Annotated in this window: 16 protein-coding genes and 1 pseudogene; 13 read left to right on the plus strand and 4 right to left on the minus strand. The window is 53.3% G+C overall.

Translation table 11 applies throughout. The features are described from left to right. From HG15A2_RS10070 to HG15A2_RS10125, 12 genes and pseudogenes are all read left to right on the plus strand, one after another. The gene (locus HG15A2_RS10070) at nucleotides 1-951 is read left to right on the plus strand and encodes a D-2-hydroxyacid dehydrogenase (RefSeq protein ID WP_145060086.1); all 951 of its coding nucleotides are present in this window, start codon (nucleotides 1-3) and stop codon (nucleotides 949-951) included. A gap of 137 nt (nucleotides 952-1,088) precedes the next feature. Beyond that, complete coding sequence (locus tag HG15A2_RS10075) at nucleotides 1,089-2,168, plus strand: sialidase family protein (protein WP_218932462.1); 1,080 nt, start codon at nucleotides 1,089-1,091, stop codon at nucleotides 2,166-2,168. Continuing rightward, nucleotides 2,165-3,130, plus strand: a complete 966-nt coding sequence (locus HG15A2_RS10080; protein WP_145060088.1) for a dihydrodipicolinate synthase family protein — start codon at nucleotides 2,165-2,167, stop codon at nucleotides 3,128-3,130. Before HG15A2_RS10075 ends, HG15A2_RS10080 begins: the two co-directional genes overlap by 4 nt. After that, entirely contained in the window at nucleotides 3,084-4,469 is a 1,386-nt protein-coding gene (locus HG15A2_RS10085; protein ID WP_218932463.1) for a cytochrome P450, read from the plus strand. Before HG15A2_RS10080 ends, HG15A2_RS10085 begins: the two co-directional genes overlap by 47 nt. A 170-nt stretch (nucleotides 4,470-4,639) precedes the next feature. Next, nucleotides 4,640-5,464, plus strand: coding sequence for an HpcH/HpaI aldolase family protein (locus HG15A2_RS10090; RefSeq protein ID WP_145060091.1), 825 nt, complete (start codon nucleotides 4,640-4,642; stop codon nucleotides 5,462-5,464). A gap of 73 nt (nucleotides 5,465-5,537) precedes the next feature. Then, the gene (locus tag HG15A2_RS10095; protein WP_145060092.1) at nucleotides 5,538-6,515 is read left to right on the plus strand and encodes a D-2-hydroxyacid dehydrogenase; all 978 of its coding nucleotides are present in this window, start codon (nucleotides 5,538-5,540) and stop codon (nucleotides 6,513-6,515) included. A 47-nt stretch (nucleotides 6,516-6,562) separates the two neighbouring features. Continuing rightward, on the plus strand, nucleotides 6,563-7,345 hold the full coding sequence (locus tag HG15A2_RS10100) for a phytanoyl-CoA dioxygenase family protein (protein WP_145060093.1): 783 nt from the start codon (nucleotides 6,563-6,565) through the stop codon (nucleotides 7,343-7,345). Nucleotides 7,346-7,524: 179 nt separating this feature from the next. Next, nucleotides 7,525-9,198: an FAD-dependent oxidoreductase gene (locus HG15A2_RS10105; protein WP_145060095.1), complete on the plus strand. Its 1,674-nt coding sequence runs from the start codon at nucleotides 7,525-7,527 to the stop codon at nucleotides 9,196-9,198. Between the two features lie 287 nt (nucleotides 9,199-9,485). Next, a complete protein-coding gene (locus HG15A2_RS10110; protein ID WP_391483913.1) occupies nucleotides 9,486-9,773 on the plus strand; it encodes a transposase in 288 nt (95 codons plus the stop codon). Beyond that, nucleotides 9,767-10,093, plus strand: coding sequence for an IS3 family transposase (locus tag HG15A2_RS25100; protein WP_391483922.1), 327 nt, complete (start codon nucleotides 9,767-9,769; stop codon nucleotides 10,091-10,093). The genes HG15A2_RS10110 and HG15A2_RS25100 overlap by 7 nt, the downstream gene beginning before the upstream one ends. A 39-nt stretch (nucleotides 10,094-10,132) precedes the next feature. Continuing rightward, nucleotides 10,133-10,420: pseudogene (locus HG15A2_RS10120) on the plus strand (DDE-type integrase/transposase/recombinase); the annotation flags it as partial. Nucleotides 10,421-10,530: 110 nt separating this feature from the next. Next, nucleotides 10,531-11,655 (plus strand): ISAs1 family transposase, encoded by a 1,125-nt coding sequence (locus tag HG15A2_RS10125; RefSeq protein ID WP_145060101.1) that lies wholly within the window; start codon nucleotides 10,531-10,533, stop codon nucleotides 11,653-11,655. Here HG15A2_RS10125 and HG15A2_RS10130 read toward each other — a convergent pair whose 3' ends face one another. Further along, complete coding sequence (locus HG15A2_RS10130; RefSeq protein WP_218932464.1) at nucleotides 11,656-12,045, minus strand: DUF4139 domain-containing protein; 390 nt, start codon at nucleotides 12,043-12,045, stop codon at nucleotides 11,656-11,658. A 17-nt stretch (nucleotides 12,046-12,062) separates the two neighbouring features. Then, nucleotides 12,063-13,646, minus strand: coding sequence for a hypothetical protein (locus tag HG15A2_RS10135; RefSeq protein ID WP_145060106.1), 1,584 nt, complete (start codon nucleotides 13,644-13,646; stop codon nucleotides 12,063-12,065). Between the two features lie 281 nt (nucleotides 13,647-13,927). On the opposite strand from HG15A2_RS10135, the gene HG15A2_RS10140 reads away from it, so the two are divergent. Then, a complete protein-coding gene (locus HG15A2_RS10140) occupies nucleotides 13,928-14,224 on the plus strand; it encodes a transposase family protein (RefSeq protein ID WP_145060108.1) in 297 nt (98 codons plus the stop codon). Between the two features lie 721 nt (nucleotides 14,225-14,945). On the opposite strand, the gene HG15A2_RS10145 is transcribed toward HG15A2_RS10140, so the two are convergent. Further along, nucleotides 14,946-16,679, minus strand: a complete 1,734-nt coding sequence (locus tag HG15A2_RS10145) for a hypothetical protein (RefSeq protein WP_145060109.1) — start codon at nucleotides 16,677-16,679, stop codon at nucleotides 14,946-14,948. Beyond that, a complete protein-coding gene (locus HG15A2_RS10150; protein ID WP_145060111.1) occupies nucleotides 16,679-18,040 on the minus strand; it encodes a metallophosphoesterase in 1,362 nt (453 codons plus the stop codon). Before HG15A2_RS10150 ends, HG15A2_RS10145 begins: the two co-directional genes overlap by 1 nt. Nucleotides 18,041-18,064 lie beyond the last annotated feature (24 nt).

Here is an 18,064-nt window from a genome sequence, read left to right on the forward strand (position 1 = left end):
TTGATTCGAGTATTGATTGCCGTAAACGGTTTCAGCGAAACCAATATCGTTCGCATTCGGGAGGCAACTCGCGGCTGGGCGGATTGCGTGCGGATCAACCAAGAGGCGCCAGCAGCCGAATACCACCAGCAGCTTTCTGAGGCCGATGTGCTCATTGGTTGGCCTGAACCGCAGTGGTTGTTGGAATCTCCGTTGCTCTACTTTCAGCTCGCCAGCGTCGGTTACGATTCCTATCTCAACCTAGGACTGGGCGAGAAACAGGCGTTTACTGCCTGTAATATTCGCGGGGTACCGGCGATTCCCGTCGCCGAACAAGTGCTCGCTATGATGTTTTGCCTTGCTCGAAACCTGCACTGCCACGCGATAGATCGAACTGAAAAGCGCTGGCAACGCCAACTCAACTATTGGGAAATTACTGGCAACACTATCTGCATTGTCGGCATGGGCGGAATTGGCAGCGAACTTGCTCGGCGTTGCAAGGCCATCGGCATGAACGTTGTGGGAGTAGGGAGGAACCCCGACGCTATGCCGCACGAATTGCTCACCGCCGCCTTTGCTTGGGATGAGATGTCCAAAGCTTTTGCTACAGCCGACCATGTAGTGCTCTGTTTTCCTGCGACAGCGGAGTATCAAAACATGTTCAATAAAGAGCTGTTTGGGTGCATGAAAGCAGGAGCTTGTTTTTACAACGTGGGGCGGGGCAGCGTGGTCGATGAGACGGCGCTGGCGGATTGCTTAAGATCAGGCCATTTGCGAGGCGCAGGCCTGGACGTCTTCCAGGAAGAACCGTTAGCTCAGGATCACCCCTTTTGGGGGCTAAGCAATGTTATACTAACGCCCCATACCGGGGGGAGGTCGATTCACGAATACGAGCGCATCTGTGGTTTATTCGTGGAAAATCTCCATCGGTTTCACCACGGTCTACCATTAGGAAATGTCATCCAACTCTAAATGTCGCATAGGCACTTCAAGTGATAAATCCAGAACTACTTCAAACAGAACGCGGTAAATGTTTTGCACGCCTACTGCCAATGCTAGTCGGTTGCTTGTTTGTCGCTAACGGGACGGCGCACGCCGATTCCGTCGTAATGCTAAAACGTAGCCCTGTGGAAATCGTCTATGATTCCGAGACTCAGAATACCTACGAGACTTTTAGGATTCCTGCACTCGTCGAGACAAGCGACGGCAAGTTGCTGGCATTTGCTGAAGGCCGGGTGGAGAGTGCTCGTGACGATGCCGTCACCCATGTCCTCCTGCGCACCAGTGCCGATTTAGGGAATAGCTGGTCGGAACTTGCCGTGGTGCAGGCTGACGGCGACCGGACGATTGGAAACCCAGCTCCAGTGGTTGACTGCGACACGGGAGTCATTTGGTTGTTTTTCTGCAAAGACAATCGAGAAATCTGGCTTACGTCATCTACGGACAATGGAAGTACCTGGAAGGAACCCGTCAACATGACGCAAGAACTCACACGCCCCGAACATGGCGGCTTCATCGCCACCGGACCAGGCCACGGCATTCAACTCACGCACGGCAATCGCGCTGGCAGGCTATTGGTCACCGCCTACGGCCATCAGAATGCGACGGCGACGAACACTGCTGGGAGTAAGAGCTTCTCGCTCTTCAGCGATGATCATGGAGAGACTTGGCAAGTCGGAGAATCCACCCAGGAGCAAGCCCCAGGGTTGCCCGACGGCAATGAATGCATGCCGGTCGAGTTAGGCGATGGAACCATCTACCTAGCAATTCGCAATAACATGGTCAATGCGGGGCGCGCCTTTGCTCGCAGCGACGATGGCGGCACAACTTGGGACGTTGTACAACTTGAGAGCAGCCTACCCGCGCCCGTTTGCCAAGCGAGTATTCTCAAACGCAACACTCCCGATGGTCAGACAGAGTGTTTTTACGCGGCGCCGGCTCGGCAGGCGACCAGTCGAAAGGACAAGTCGGCGCGTCAAAAACTCTCACTCTGGCGTAGCAGAGACGATTGCCGCCACTGGAGCAAAGTAGGGGTGATCGATCGAGGGCCGTCCAGTTATTCCGATCTCGCTGTTTTGAACAACAACGAGCTCGGCTGTCTCTATTCTGCTGGTGAAACGAAATATTTCGGTCAAATACGCTTTGTCCGTTTGCAAATCAAGTCATCCAATGAGGATAAATCTCAATGAAGGACGTTCGCACCGCAAATGAGTTGTTCGGCCTTTGGGCCGCTATCCCCACGCCGTGGGATCGACAAGGCCGTCTCGACGAGGGAATGCTCCAACGGAACGTCGAACGCCTGGCCTCCGTTCCTTGCGACGGCATATACAGCACCGACAGCGATGGCGAATTCTATGCCTTCGAATTGGAAGACTTTTGCCACTTCGTACAGTTATTCTCGCGCTCAATGTCGCCTACCGATTGCGCAATACAAGTCGGCGTCACCTGGACCAATACGCAAGGCATTATCGACCGGATGAATGTCTGCCTCGATCACGGAATTTCCACCGTCCATATTTGCTACCCCTACTGGATGCCTCTCAACGAGAGTGACGTCAAGCATTTTTGGCACGACTTGGCCGCGGCGGTGCCTGACGCTCGTTGGGTGCACTACAACACTCCTCGCGGACATGTTCCGATGGAGGGCAAGCATTATCGTTGGCTTGCCGCGGAGTTCCCCGAACAATTCATCGGTACGAAGCTAGGCACGCAAAACTTTCTCCATCTTTCCGACATCATCGGATCCACGCCTCAGATTGCACATGTCCTGACCGATTACACAGTCGTTCCAGGCATGATGTTAGGTGGACGCGGTGCCTACAGTTTTTGGGTCAATACGCTGCCCGACTGGCAACGCCGGTTGATCGATCTGTGTTTCGAGAAGCAATGGGACGAAGCGATGTCGATGCAGCTTAAGCTCAATGGTTGGGAGTTCGAATGCATTGAGCCGCTCGTCCGCGAGGGCTATTTGCATGGAATCGTTGGCAAAGCGCGGGGTGCCGTTACGAACTTCCTGGAAGATTCTGGTCATACGCGTGCTCCCTACCAACCGGTCCCCGCGGAAAAGGCTCAACGTCTTACTGAGCAATTCCAACAAGGCTGGCATGAAGAAATCGCCGAAGCAAGCATGCACGATTCAGTACATTCCTGAATCCTCAGCAGTCTACTCGGCATTCTATCACTTGATTGTTGTTCAATTCGAGAAGTGCGTACCCACAGAACCAAAACTAAAACTTTCGAGAAAATTAGACATGCTGAGCAATTCCAAATCAATAGACGACCTGCTACTCACACCTGGGTATGTGGAGTCGCCCTATGAAGTCTTCGACCTATTACGCACTGAGGCGCCCGTTTACTGGAGTGAAAAGTGGAACGGCTGGGTGCTTACCCGCTATGACGACGTGCTCAACGTCCTCAAGGATTTCAAGCGTTTGTCCAATGGCGGGCGTTACACCGAGTACCTCTCAACACTGGCGACTGACGAGCTCGCGCAGCTAACGTACCTGCAGAACCACTACGAACGAGGCGGACTCGTCCAAGCCGACCCGCCCAGCCACAACAGGCTTCGTAAACTCATTGGCAATGCTTTCACTCCTCGAATGGTCAATGAGATGGGAAGATTGGTCAGCCAAATTTCCGATGATCTGATCGACTCTTTTGTTGGAATGCCCGAAGTCGAGTTGATCTATAACTTTGCGTTCGCCTTACCCGCTACAGTGATCGCAGGGATGTTGGGAGTGCCAATCGAGCAACGCGATCAATTCAAAGATTGGTCGGCGGCGATCCAGCGATTCCTAGGTACAGGGAAAGTAGATTTTCAATCTGCCTTGGAAGCCCAGGAGGCATGGAGGAATATGAATGATTTTTTCACGCAACTTCTCCTGGACCGCACGTCGCACCCGCAGGAAGATCTGATTAGCGGCTTCGTCCAATCTTACGAGGAAGGCGAACGCCTCACCAAAGAGGAAATCATCGGCACCTGCGGCGCAATGCTGGTGGCTGGGCATGAGACGACGACAAATCTCATCTCAAATGCGATCTGGTTGTTACTCCAAGACCAGGAGCAATTGAAGCAACTCAAAGAGAATCCTTCCCTATATCCCTCAGCTATCGAAGAATTTTTGCGATACGAATCTCCTTTCCAATGCTTACCTCGGACGCTCCGTGAGGATGTCGAAATTGATGGCATTCGAATGAGAAAAGGACAACTCGTCTACGCTATGTTAGGCGCAGCGAATCGGGATCCTTGCCAATTCGATAATCCTGAACAGCTCGATCTTCACCGCGAGAACAATAAGCATCTTGCTTTCGGGTATGGCGTCCATTTTTGCCTTGGGGCTCCCTTGGCGCGGTTGGAAGCCCACATCGCGATCCAAACTTTGCTCGAAAGGCTCCCCCAGATGCAGCTAGATCAGAATCGACCGCCCGACTGGAAACGTAGCATGGTTCAACGAGGCATGGAGTCGTTTTGGCTCTGTATTCGATCATAGGGGCACACATTGGCGAGCAACCTCCCGTTGGCTTTTGAGGGGAGTCGAAGTTGAGCAAGCCAATCGTTATATCACTGAACTTAAGGGAATATTACAGGTCGTGCAGCTTAAGACGAATTCGCTCTCTTATTCCCAACTATATGTCTTTTAATTGAAAGGTCGAAAATTGAATGACTGACATTGAATTCCTCAGCTCTCTCCGCGCTTGCGATCCTTTGTTTGGGACGCTAATCGTATCGACAAGCCCCGTCTGGCCAAAGGTTATTCAGTCGATCGGACTTGACTACGTATTCCTCGATACCGAGCACATCGCGCTCGATCGCAGTTGCTTGTCGTGGATGTGCAGAACCTATCGGGCTCTGGGCATCCCTCCAATCGTGCGCATCACTTCGCCTGACCCTTACCTCGTGACCGTTGCCTTGGACGATGCAGCGGCAGGCGTCCTCGTTCCCTATATCGAGTCTGCCGATCAAGTTCGCGCGTTGGTCGGAGCTGCAAAGTATCGCCCACTCAAGGGCCAGAAACTGCAAGCCGTGCTCAACCAACAAGAAACTGTCGGCGGAACGCTCGCCGAGTATCTCAAGAAAGCCAATGCCGGCAACAGCTTGATTCTGAACATCGAGAGCGTCCCTGGCATGAAGAACTTGGACTCAATCCTTCGGGTTGATGGAGTCGATGGCATCATCATCGGACCTCACGATTTGTCCACGAGCTTGGAAGTGCCCGAGCAATACGATCATCCGAAATTCATTGCCGCCGTCGATGAAATCATCGAGAAAGCCCGCGCGGCGGGAGTGAGTGCGGGAATTCATGCAGGCTTCAACCAGCAGATCCATACCGCGGCTCAAATCCGCTGGATGCAGCGAGGGGCGAATTTGATTTTGCATGCAGGCGACATCATCGCCTTCCAACAAACCATGCAGCGCGACATTGCTACGCTTCGTGAAGGCTTAGGCCAATCCATCGCAAAGGACGAAGTCCTGGTTAATATTTAAGTTTACAGGGATCAGTACTAGCAGCCACAAATTGCTTCCATCACCTCTATTGATTTAATTATTTCGGTAAACCATGTCTCGACCTAAGATTGTCGCCCTCGATGGATATGCTCTCAACCCCGGCGATTTGAGTTGGAATCGCCTGGAAGAACTGGGGGATTGTACCGTCTACGATCGTACGACTCCCGATGCGGTGGCCAGCCGCGCTCTAGGCGCTGAGATCGTGCTCACGAATAAGGCCTTGATATCGGGCGAGACGATTTCCGCACTTCCGGAACTTCGCTACATCGGCGTACTGGCCACCGGATACAATGTGGTCGACGTCGCGGCAGCCTCCAAGCAAGGAATCGTCGTAACCAACGTGCCAACCTACAGCACTGATTCCGTTGCACAAATGGTTTTTGCTCATCTCTTGAATCTTACTCAAAGGATTGGCGATCATGCCGCAGCGGTTCGTAACGACAAGTGGGCCGCAGCAGAGGATTGGTGCTTCTGGGATACGCCTTTGATAGAGCTATCTGGCCTGACGATCGACATTGTTGGCTTCGGACAAATTGGTCGAGAAGTTGCCAAGCTGTCGCACGCATTCGGCATGAATATTATCGTCGCCACCCGTTCCATTGAGGAAATGCCAGGCTACGTGCGGGCAGTCACCCTCGATGCGATCTTCGTGGAAAGCGACGTCATCAGCTTACACTGCCAGCTCACCCCAGAGACCGAAAGGTTGGTCAATACCGCACGAATTGGACGAATGGAACGAACGGCGTTTCTCATCAATTCGGGACACGGCGGGCTGGTCGATGAAACAGCACTTGCCCACGCACTCAATACAGAGCGGATTGCCGGCGCCGGGCTTGACGTTCTGCTTCGGGAACCCCCTCCAGCTGAACATCCACTAACGAGAGCTAAGAATTGCTTTGTGACTCTTCATATCGCTTGGGCGACTAAAAGCTCCCGCAGTCGATTGCTTGAAACAGCCGTCAAGAACTTAGTTGCATTCTTTGCAGGTGACCCCCAACACCAATTGACCGCGTGCCCATCCAATGAGTGATTGGCAGAACCTATTATTACTACCCTGGCACAAGGGAGACTGAAGCGATGTCGATTGATAGCTCCTATTTGAAAAAGCACGCCGCGCGAATTAAAGCGGAGTTCGAACTGAACGGGTTTGTTCACATACCTCGCTTCGCGACAGGCGCGGAGTTAGAGACAATCCAGAAGAATATGCAGCGAGTTCTTCAGGAAGTTGTGCCAACAATGCCTGCGACTCACGTCTATTACGAAGACTTGGCAGATAAGACTTCTTTGAAGCAACTGCAAGAGCTGTATGAATACGACGCCTTTTTCAAATCGCTCATGATCGACAGCAGGTGGCAAACGCTGGCCGAAGTCTGCCTCGGCGAAGCTGCTACGCCCCAAAATATGCAGTATTTTAATAAGCCCCCCGGGGCAAGTCTGCCGACGCCGCCGCACCAGGACGGTTTCTACTTTCACGTCAAGCCAAACCATGCAATAACTCTCTGGATGGCTTTGGAGGAAGTGGAACCCGAGCAAGGCTGCGTAAATTATGTTCAGGGGTCTCACAAATACGGCATGCGTTGGCACGGTCAATCGAACACCCTAGGATTCTCGCAGGCAATGCTCGATTTCGGGAATCACTTTGATCGTACCAATACGCGCAGCTTCCCCTGCCAGGCCGGAGATTTGATTGCTCACCATTGCCTGACCATTCATTGGGCCGATGGCAATCACACCTCAGACAAGACCCGCCAAGCTCTTGGCTGGATTTATTTCGGCGCAACTTGTCAGGAAGACGCTGAGAAAGCCGCTTCCTACAAAAAACAGCTAGACTCGCAACTCATGGCAGCGGGGAAAGTGTGACAACCGCCTGTTGCATCCAAATTGTCTACTGACGTGACGTTGTGAAATCTTAGTTCGCGCCAGCCCGTCGTGCTCCAGTATGCCCCCCTGCGGTTATCCATCCCACGCTTTCTGAATTACTTGCTTACGGGGCGTATTTATTATCTCTCTACATCAATCATTCTAGTTGGAACTGCCGCATGCTTCTCCATCGTATATTACTGATCGTACTAGCAGTGAGCCTTCTCGGCGTTACCGACAACGCCCGCTCGTCCCAGGTTTACCAGGCAGAAGTTCTTGTCTACGGGGGAACCTCCGGGGGCGTGGCGTCGGCCGTTCGCGTCGGTCGCGCCGGCAAGTCGGTGATCCTCGTCGAGCCAGGTAGGCATCTAGGCGGAATGACGTCGGGCGGACTCAGCTGGACTGACATTGGCAGTTCTGGTGAACGCATCCGAGCCGTCGGCGGCATTGCCCAGGAGGTGTACCGACGTATCGGAGCGCACTACAAGATGGCGCCTGGGACTGAGTTAGAGCCTCCGCGAAGCGACGATCCAACGCGCTCAGGCGTCGACTTCGCCAAGCCGCCATCGCTCGCGTTCGAGCCCAAAGTTGCCGAACAAGTTTTTAACCAACTTGCGGCAGAAGCCAACGTAGACTTACGGTTCGGTTCGCATTTGGTCAGCGTCGTCAAGAAAGATAACCGCATCCATGAAATAGTCTTGAAAAACGGCAATGTCTTTCGGGCTCGCATTTTTATCGATGCCACCTACGAAGGAGATTTGCTTGCAGCAGCCGGCGTTAGCTATACCGTCGGGCGCGAGGCGAATGCACTATACGACGAAACGATCAACGGCGTGCAGCCTCCCGCAACGAATCCGCGAGGCGGTCAGTTTCAAGCCAAGGTGGATCCCTATCGAGAGCCTGGGCAACCAGCAAGCGGAGTACTTCCGTATCTATTGAAGGATGAGCGGCTTGGCAAACGCGGAGTCGCGGACAATCGCGTGCAGAGCTACAACTATCGAGTAACGCTCACCGATCAGCCGGAGAATCGACTGCCTATCGAACCTCCTGAGAAATACGACCCTGCACACTACGAGTTGTTAGCCCGTTGGATCGTCGCCCGCGAAGCTGCTGGAAGAAAACTGACGCTACGTAGCTTCTTGAAATACGACCCTCTCCAAAACGGCAAGTACGATTTCAATAATCGCTGGGCGATCTCGACAGACTTCCTCGGTGGCGCCGACGAGTATCCGAATGCCAATCCTCAGCAACGCGCTCGGATTGCCAAGCAGCATGAGGATTACTTAAGGGGCTTCTTCCACTTTCTCGCTACGAGTGCTCAGTCGCCTCCGCAAGTTCGTCAGGAGATGCAGCGATTTGGACTCTGTCGCGATGAGTTTATCGACAACGCCGGTTGGCCTCACCAATTGTATGTTCGCGAGGCCCGTCGCATGGTCAGCGACTTTGTGATGACTGAAGGTCATGTCACTGGCGAGCAAGTGGCCCCGCAAACGATTGGCTTGGGAACCTACAATGTGGATCTCCATGCAGTCAGACGCTTGATCTATAAACAACAACCGGTAAACGAAGGAAGCATTGGCGTCGGCGTAAAGCAACCCTACCCAATCGGTTACGGGGCAATCACACCTCGGCAAGAGGAATGCGACAATCTCTATGCGACGTTTGCCGTCTCGGCGAGTCACGTCGCATTCGGCTCGATTCGTATGGAACCTGTTTTTATGACGTTGAGCCACTCAGCCGGAATTGCAGCCACTCTGGCAATCAATGCGGACATCCCTGTGCAAGAAGTGGACTATAAGGTTCTTCGCGAGCACCTATTGCAAGATAAGCTGATTCTCGAATGGGAAGAATAGATTTGTTGTCCTGCTTATCAGCCTCCGCACGAGTAGCGAAAGGTCTTCCAAAACCATCTCTCTCTCAGCATGGTGTGCCACTCAAAACTAGTACCACTAGTCATGAGAGCTTAACATTACCCCACATTTACTTCGAAATCCGCGTGTTGCTCGTAGAGCAATGTGGAGTTTTGTGAACCCACGCCATCGTGTTGACCTGCCCCCACTTGTGAAACCTTGGCCTGCTCCCCAAAACCTAGTCCATGTGTGTGAGAGTCTAACTGCCAATTTTGGCCAGGAGACTCCAGATGTCCCAGAAACGCAAGAAGCGGCATTCGCCGGAGCAGATTGTCAAGAAGCTACGCGACGCCGACGTGATGCTCAACACGGGCAAAGACGTGGCAGCGGTGCTGCAAGCCTTGGAGATTAGCGAAGCGACCTACCACCGCTGGCGTGCTCAGTACGGCGGTATGAAGGCCGAAGAAGCGAAGCGACTGAAACAGCTTGAAGACGAGAACAAGCGTCTGAAAGAGATCGTGGCTGAACAGCAACTCGACATCAAGAAGCTGAAGCACCTGACAGAGGGAAACTGGTAAGCCCTGCTCGGAAGCGTGCGGCCGCCTCAGAACTTCAAGAGAAGTTCGAGGTCTCCCAACGCAGGGCTTGTTCAACGGTCGATCAGCCGCGTAGCAGCCAGCGTTACGCGGCGAAGCCGCGTGATGATGAATCTCAACTTCTCAAACGAATGCTGGAGCTAGTCGGCCAGCATTGCCGTTACGGCTACCGCCGAATTACGGCGCTACTGCGAGCGGAAGGCTGGCAGGTGAATCACAAACGTGTTTATCGCTTGTGGCGAAAGGAGGGCTTGAAAGTACCTCAAAAAGAGCGAAAACGACGCCGTTTGGGCGTCAGTTAGAATGGCTGCTGCCATCGTCGTTCTGAGCATCAGGACGACGTGTGGGCTTGGGATTTCATTTTTGATCGGACGACCAACGGCAGCACGTTGAAGTGCCTGTCGATTGTCGATGAGTACACACGAGAATGCCTCGCTTTGAAGATTGACCGCAGTATCACTAGCGAGGATGTCCTCGACACGCTGGCCGAGCTGTTCGCGATACGTGGTGTGCCGAACCACATCCGTAGCGACAATGGTCCTGAGTTCATCGCGAAGTGAGTACAGGAGTGGCTTGCAAAGCTGGAGGTAGAGACACTGTATGTCGCGCCAGGTAGCCCCTGGCAGAACAGGGCAATCGCATCTAAATGACGGAATACATCGATCTCTGCGTAGAAGTCATTTCAGCGGTTGGGTCAGAATCTAACCGCCGATAGCATTTCTAGCACGGAGGTCGACGTATGGCGATTACAAAATCCCCTGTCATTCTTACACACTTCGAGGAACTTACCGATCCTCGCATGGAACGGACCAAGCGACATCGGCTCAGCGACATCGTGGCTATCGCCTTGTGCGGCGCAATCTGTGGAGCCGACTCGTGGGCCGATGTCGAGCGATTTGGCAACGAGAAGATCGACTGGTTCCGCACCTGGTTGCCTCTGGAGCATGGCATTCCCTCGCACGACACGTTGGGTCGCGTATTCTCGCTGCTGGACACCAAAGAATTCTACCACTGCCTAGCGAACTGGGTTGCCAGCCTGCAACTCGATCTGCAAGGCCAGACCGTGGCTATCGACGGCATGACACTTCGCCGGTCTTTCGACCAAGCGTCCGGCACAGGAGCCTTGCACCTGGTCAACGCGTGGGCCAGTGATCTTCATCTCTCGCTCGGACAACTCGCGACGGAGCAAAAGTCCAATGAAATCACTGCCGTACCACGGCTTTTGGAGATACTGGCCATCGAAGGGGCAGTCGTCACGCTCGACGCGATGCATTGCCAGAAGCAAACTGCTGAGAAGATTCGCCTAGCGGGTGCTGATTACGTTTTGCAAGTGAAAGGCAATCAAAAAAAGATGCATGAGCAACTGCTCCAGTTGTTCATTGACTACGGCGATCAGGATTATCGTGGCGTGCGTCGGCATGTCACGGTGGAGAAGAATCACGGCCGCGATGAGCGTCGCGAGTATTACGTCGCTCCCGCGCCCCCAAAACTGTCTGAGCAGTGGCGTGACCTTCGCTCGGTTGGCATGGTTTTTCGCTATCGTAAATCGGGAGAGAAGCTGAGCGAAGAGACTTCCTTTTTCATCAGCAGCCTGCCCCCCAAGGTCAGGTCCCTAGCAGGACATGTTCGTAACCATTGGAGCGTGGAGAACTCACTGCATTGGTCGCTGGATGTAACTTTTTCAGAAGATCAAAGCCGTCTTCGGAAAGGCAACGGCCAAGAAATCGCTGCCGGAATGCGTCGCTTGGCGCTCTCCATTCTCAAGCGAGACACTACGCTCAAAGAAAGCCTGCGCGGTAAACGACTCCGCGCAGGTTGGAATAACCAAACACTGCAAGCCATTCTCACGAGTATTCAAGCGTAATTAGATGCGATTGCCCTGCCATCGCAAGATGCCTTGCTTACGCTCCTTGGCGTCTCCCTTGACGGGCTCGGGATTCGATTTCAGTAACGAGACTTTGATCTCCGCATCTTCGGCCGGAGGGAGACGATCGTACAAACGAACAGCTGCCGCGGTGTCGCCAAAGTTCTCTAGCAACAAACGGTAATCGAACTGCGCTACCTGATTGCCACCTTGCATGCGGTGATGCTTCTTGACCAACTCACGGGTCACGCGAAGCGATTCGTCAATGCCCAGGCCGATAGTTAACGATTCGCCGATGGCCACCGTTGGCACAGCACCACGGCCGACGAAGCGGTCGCCCGAGAACGTGGCGGCGGGTCCTGCCAGCAGTACAAAATCGGTGTCGTTCACAACGCCCGTTTCTTCGATTAGGAGTCATTTTGCGAAGATCGAACGTTGGCACCGCGAAGCAGAAGAGCAAATATGCCAAATAGAAAAACGCCAGTAATCAGAGGCCCACCGATTATCAAGAGTCGGCTGATTCCTGGCTGAGGCGTTAACGAAGATTGCTCGGCAGCCGTCGGTTGGGGGGCTACCGGTTGGGCATCTTCAACGAGCGGTTTACTGGCCGTAGCAACATCGGCCGCACCAGTTCTGTCCTGCTTGTCGAGATCTTTCACGGGTTCAACTTCGGTGCTTGCGGATTTCTCGGTCCTCTTTTTGCCGCTGACTCTGGCCAGCAGGCCAAACGCCATATAGCTACGTGCTCGTTTCACCGCCTGAGGGTCTAGTTGCTCCAAGTCGGCCAGCGCGGCAGATGCTCGCTCGCTGATCTCGTTGTGTTGTTCTGTGGCTGCCAGCAGGTACGAAATTACCGGCTGTCTAACCCAGGCATCCTCCTCCGAGGCCTTAAACATTTCAACTAGTTTATCCATGACACTCCAGTCCTCCCAGCGTGCCAAGTCGCGAATCACCTGGTCAGCGATTTCCTCGTTGTCCAACAGTAGTCGAATCGACTGTAACAATCGCTGACGAGGGAGCGAGTCGGTTTCTTCGCCATGAAATCGTAGCGCCATCATCGCCGCATAAACATGCGCGTATTCGGCAGCTGGGTTGGTAAGAAACCGCTCTTCAATGAGCTGCAAGCCGTCAGGTCCACGGAGTTTCAGGTAGGCGGCGATTAGTGCGTCGAGGCATTGTTGCTTGCGGCTCACATCTGCCTTGACCATCTCGTTGAGAACCGACGCGCCGAACGCTGGCCCCGTATTGGACATCATCGCCAAACTGACAGCGATGCCTGGCTTGAATTGCTGATCGTCGTACAGCAGCAACGATTCTAAAATTGCAATGTCCTCTGCCTGTCCACAGGTACCAAGCATCGTGAGATAGAGTCGTCGCCGCGTAGGGCCGACCTGACAGTCCTCGATCCAACGGATGAGCTTCTGGCGATTCATCTGATCGCCAACTTCTACGACGTCCGCATATGGCGCCCGGCCAAACTCGTCGTAGGCGTCTTGGGCCAGTAGTGGATCCTCGTCTTCTAAGTGGTTAAGAAAAAAGGCTAGCCGCTCAGCTCCTTTTTCTGGCAAACTGCCTAATTGCCTCACGTACTCGATGCCTCGATTAGTCAGCGGCAACGAAGTCGTCCAATCAATCTGACTACCTGCGATGCCGCTGATCAAAAAACTCTTCTTCTGTTCGTTGCTCCCAAAAAAAACAACCTCGATCGTGCTGCCCGCAACTGGCGGGTTGTCGCCGCGGATAGCTTCGACGACTTCAAATTCCGCTATGCCCATGTCTGGATCGTCGAGGTCTAGTCCTGCGGGATCGTCGCTGTTGGGGTCGGCTTCGACCGGCAAATTGACTAGCTGCGCGATCACTACCACGTCGGCTTCAGCGATTTCTTGGCTCAGCGTCTGCGATACCGCACTACAAAACGGGCAGGCGGATGCGCTTGCTGACCAATTCGCGAGAAAGAGGCAGAGTACCAAAAACAATCTGCAGATGGGCATGGGGTAACCATCGGTATTTTACGGCCGGCGAAGGCTTGTCAACGAGCTGTGAGGTTCTATTGTATTGCGAGTTGCGTGACCTTGGGAATTCGTGTTTTTTTCTGGGGATGTCCCATTGATAGTTAAAACGTGGCCTCGCTCTTCAGCCAACTTAGCGTAGCGACGTCAGCTGATCAACTCGGCGGCGTCCCGACGCAGGACGATTGCAAAGTCGCGTCTGCGATACTACCTGAGCATTCCGAACTCGGTGACACGATGGGCTTTAGCTCAAGGAGCCAGCTATGCCTGCACCTACCGTTTTGCCATCCCTGATGGCCGCCTTGTCCCAAGTGAGCGATCCTCGCCAACCGCGCGGTGTTCGACATCCATTTTCCGCCATTTTGGGACTAACCTTGCTCGGCTTGGGCTGTCGCACCAACGATTTTGCCGGGCTGCATCGGTGGGCCAAAGCCCATTGGCATTTGATCGGTAAGACGCTTGGTTTCACGCGTCGCCGCCCGCCACACCCCACGACGCTCAGTCGCACCTTGGCCAAGTTTTCTTTGGCAGAACTGCAAGATGCTTTTCCGAGTGGCTGAGTACGATACTCGCTGAGGTAACGATTTCGGCAGCCGTCGATGGCAAGACCAGCCGGCAAGGATTCGATAGCTGCCAAGCGTTCCCTGACCGTAACCTTCATAAGGGGGGCACTACCCAGCACGGATCGGAGTTGAGTAAAAAGTGCAGTCTAGATTAAACTCCGGTTGTGTAACAGTATCCCCCCACGACCGGAGACTTTGGGATAATTGCGATCAAGTTCACGGAAGTGCAAGTCGAACAGTTGGCTTACGAGCGATTTCATCACCCCCATGGAAATGCCATGGCAGCCGCCGCAGGCTCGACGCGAACTGGCGTACCCACCGTCAGATCTTTAGCCACTAATGCACGAAACGACGTCTGAGCATGAAATTGTCTGCGAAATAGGTGCAAACACACTGAGAAATTAAATTCGCTTTGATCGCACGGCAGTTTTGGTTTTCAGTCACTTTGCGAATCAAATAGTTTCATGCGGAGATGACGCCTGGAGCAGCTTGTGAAGCAACGCTCAGATCCCGCGTCGGTGAAATCATTCGAAGCGCGCAACCGCTAGGTGAGGCTTCGGGGAAGAATTTCCGTCATCACAGTGCTGTCCACTCTTTTTGCTTGGAAACGACAATTAATGGGATAGATTCCATATAGCCATCATGGCCCGCAAACTACAAAACAGGATGGTTTTGTGCGACTATTTAATTGAACAGGACGTAGGCTCGAGAGAACAGCCTACTGATGACTCACCTCATAAGAGATCGTGACGTACTGTGACAAACTTTTTGCACACGACGGTCCTAGTGAAAATATGCCGAGCCCAAAAGCGAGCAGATATAAGCTTTTTGGCTCTGGTACCACGTGAACTGGATCTGAGGACAAAGGCTGGAGAATAGAGCTTGCACAGTATTGCGAATTCCAAAGGCGCAAATCCTCCTCATCCACAGCTCCATCATCAGTGACATCACCTTGAGACAATGTCGCGCCGTTGTTGATTCCAAACCCGCGTTGCCAGATTAGGAAGTCGGAGCCGTCGACATCAGAGTCACTATCGAAATCGGCTAATTGCACCCAGCTTGAAGTCATGTCCATGGCTCCCAAATAAAAGAAACCTGCACTGTTAGTGTTGTTCGGCCCTTTCTGAATGGTGAGAGTGATCTCTCCGTTTGGGTCCGGAATGATGTCCAATAGCTGGGCGATGTTGTTTAGGTTCTCAGCTGGGTTTAGGAAAGTCGTGCCGAGATTGTCTCCGGCGACATCGTACTGCGTTTCGCGATTGTCCGACGCTCCGAGTCGAGACGCAAAAAAGGTGAAGTCGTACGACTGATTCTGGTCAAGGCCTGAGAGGGTGTACTCAACCAGGGAACGTGGCTCGCCAACGTTGAAGTTGGAGTCGTGCCCAAACAGACTGTCTGCGGTCGCGTTGAAATTAAAAAAATCACTGGCTGGTGAACCAGCACTGATCGTGCCGCTTGGGTTGTGACCGGCTTCGTTAAAACCGGCGGTAGAGGAAATGGTAAGGCTGATGTCGGTTTCCACACCAGTTACAAAATCTATGGTTTTCTCGATATCCTGGGCATTCCAAGGCACAACGTTGTACTTTGGATCAGGGCTTCCCGTCTCACCAAAGTCGAATTTGAGCGTTACTTGGTCTGGTGGGGCAGGCGGATCGGGTGGAATGAGCCCATCAGTGATACTAGTGAGGAATTGGCCTTCGTAGAGGCTGAGTCCCAGTTCCCCCAAGACGCTGCTCAAATCGATTCCACTGGTCTGTTGTTGGTAGATAGTGGAGTAGATCTCTAAAGAGGCCAGCAAAGTACCTCGGTTCTGGGCATGGTATAAATCATCGGAGTGGAGATTGTCCCAATTAGCATCCTCCCAGCGAGAGCCGACCTCAGCTATGCGGGCGATTCGACCGCCGGTGGACACGTCTATGTCCTGGGCTGCAAGCAGATAGCCGTTACGAAGTTCGGCTTGCATCTCGGACGGACCGCCCGGAAAGTCGGGCACTCCACTGGTATAGTAATTATGCCCGGGAGCACGGGCCCAGGTTTCGTAGAGCACTGGGGTGTGGCTGGGGCTGTGAGCGGCAATCTGTTGATACAGCGATACCGAATCAGCCCGATGTTGCGCGACGTTTCCTAAGTGAGTGGGTGTTGTCGAAAAGTTTTGCAAGACGGCGAAATCCCATTGCTCGCTAATCGGCAACCCACTGCTAATGACTCCAGCGTTGTTGGCGAGATGCCACGTGAAGCTGGAGCCGTTGTTGGCGGCGTTAACCACGGTTGGAGTTGTATGCCCCGCCGCGGTGGCAATATCTCGCACTAGATTCGGCACACTCTCTGTGCTGCCGAGACCGTTCGTAAAGCTATTGCCATAGAACAGGATGTTGATCGCCTGCAGCTCGCCACCCCACAGTGCGAGGTAAGCGATTAAAATCGCTCTTAAGTAAGTCAAAAAATACTTCATTAAATGCTGCGCCTTGGTCTGGACCAAAATCCCAGTATAAACGCGGAACTAGTGAGCAAGAAGAGCGACGAAGCCTCGGGAATGGTTGATATTTGGGACGCTGCGGTCCCATAGTTCGATTTCCAAGCGACAAAGTCTTCGGAGCTTTGCTGGTTGGGTGCCCCGCCACGTTGCCAGAGGAGGAAATCTTCGCCATCGACATCGCCATCTTCGTCAAAGTCGCCAGGAAGGGGCTCCATAATTGGTGCAAGTTGGATGGTGAAGAATTCGTCCGATGCGTAGCTCCACTCTTCAAGATAGGGAGAGTAGCTTTTCACAGTCACGGTCTCGCCGTCCGGAGAAAACTCAAGGAGTCGAATCCAGCCATCACCACCGTTGGTTCGATTCTGTTGGTTGACAAGCACTTGATAGACGTCTTTACCCTCATTATTTTGAGTTAAGAGATAGGGGTAACCATCGAGCTCGTCGAACTGATGTCCGGTAATCACAAGTGATAGATTTTCCCGTTCCTTAACCAGCTTGTCCCAGAGGTCTTTGCCGTCGTTTCCGTCGGAAGCCCAGCTGTATCTCCTGGGGTTGTAAATCGACTCAGTGTGGTTTACTTCGGAGTCGCGAATCTGATCGAAGGTGCGCCCTTGAAGGTCGTTGGGATCTACGGTGTCGTCGAACCATTGCCCACCATCATACATATAAGCGTGTGTCAGTAGTATCGCACGATGGTTGGGAAGCGAGTCTGCAATCGATTCCGCCCAGTTTACCACGTCGTCGCGTGGGCCGAACTCCAATGCAAGCACCAGAAAGTCTTGTCCGTTGGCTTGGAAAGTGTGATACGTGTTGGTGCGGCTATTTGGTTCGGCGGGATAGTAGCCTGAGAGAGTCGATTGTCCGCCGTAGGCTGAGCTGGGACCGAACCGGTCTGTCTGATTGAATTGGGTAAGCGCTCTATTGCTAGAGCAATCGTGGTTGCCTGGCGCGATGGCGTAGTTCAGTTCCCCATCGAGGGTATTCATGGAAGTGGCTGCAACGTCCCATTGGCTAGTGTTGTCGATGTTCACGACATCGCCTACATGCAACACAAACTGAATGTTCTGCGAACACTTGTTGTCGACCAGCCACTGCGTCTGCATGTCGAATATGTTGGGGTGTGACTGGCTGGAGTTTTGCGTATCACCCAAGACAGCAATGGTGTATGAACCGGGCTCTACGTAACGCGGGTCTTGCAACGTCTGCCCCGACGTTGCAAGACCCGCCGCATGCGTACCGCCAAGCTGAAAGATATCGTTGGCGGTCATCGCATAATCTTCAAAACGAAAGCTGCTCAAGTAACCTGGCTGGGTTTCACTGTTATTGTCAGTAAACAACAGATAGCTGGGATCTAGTGAGAA

It is taken from the genome of Adhaeretor mobilis, assembly GCF_007741515.1.
In the GTDB taxonomy this organism is placed as follows: domain Bacteria; phylum Planctomycetota; class Planctomycetia; order Pirellulales; family Lacipirellulaceae; genus Adhaeretor; species Adhaeretor mobilis.

Excerpts from the sequence above, each read along its gene's own strand:
- HG15A2_RS10100 (WP_145060093.1), top strand. The coding sequence starts at position 6,563 with ATGTCGATTGATAGCTCCTATTTGAAAAAGCACGCCGCGCGAATTAAA.
- HG15A2_RS10085 (WP_218932463.1), top strand. The coding sequence starts at position 3,084 with ATGAAGAAATCGCCGAAGCAAGCATGCACGATTCAGTACATTCCTGAA.
- HG15A2_RS10135 (WP_145060106.1), bottom strand. The coding sequence starts at position 13,646 with ATGCCCATCTGCAGATTGTTTTTGGTACTCTGCCTCTTTCTCGCGAAT.
- HG15A2_RS10080 (WP_145060088.1), top strand. The coding sequence starts at position 2,165 with ATGAAGGACGTTCGCACCGCAAATGAGTTGTTCGGCCTTTGGGCCGCT.
- HG15A2_RS10105 (WP_145060095.1), top strand. The coding sequence starts at position 7,525 with ATGCTTCTCCATCGTATATTACTGATCGTACTAGCAGTGAGCCTTCTC.
- HG15A2_RS10145 (WP_145060109.1), bottom strand. The coding sequence starts at position 16,679 with ATGAAGTATTTTTTGACTTACTTAAGAGCGATTTTAATCGCTTACCTC.
- HG15A2_RS10075 (WP_218932462.1), top strand. The coding sequence starts at position 1,089 with ATGCTAAAACGTAGCCCTGTGGAAATCGTCTATGATTCCGAGACTCAG.
- HG15A2_RS10110 (WP_391483913.1), top strand. The coding sequence starts at position 9,486 with ATGTCCCAGAAACGCAAGAAGCGGCATTCGCCGGAGCAGATTGTCAAG.
- HG15A2_RS10140 (WP_145060108.1), top strand. The coding sequence starts at position 13,928 with ATGCCTGCACCTACCGTTTTGCCATCCCTGATGGCCGCCTTGTCCCAA.
- HG15A2_RS10095 (WP_145060092.1), top strand. The coding sequence starts at position 5,538 with ATGTCTCGACCTAAGATTGTCGCCCTCGATGGATATGCTCTCAACCCC.
- HG15A2_RS10125 (WP_145060101.1), top strand. The coding sequence starts at position 10,531 with ATGGCGATTACAAAATCCCCTGTCATTCTTACACACTTCGAGGAACTT.
- HG15A2_RS10090 (WP_145060091.1), top strand. The coding sequence starts at position 4,640 with ATGACTGACATTGAATTCCTCAGCTCTCTCCGCGCTTGCGATCCTTTG.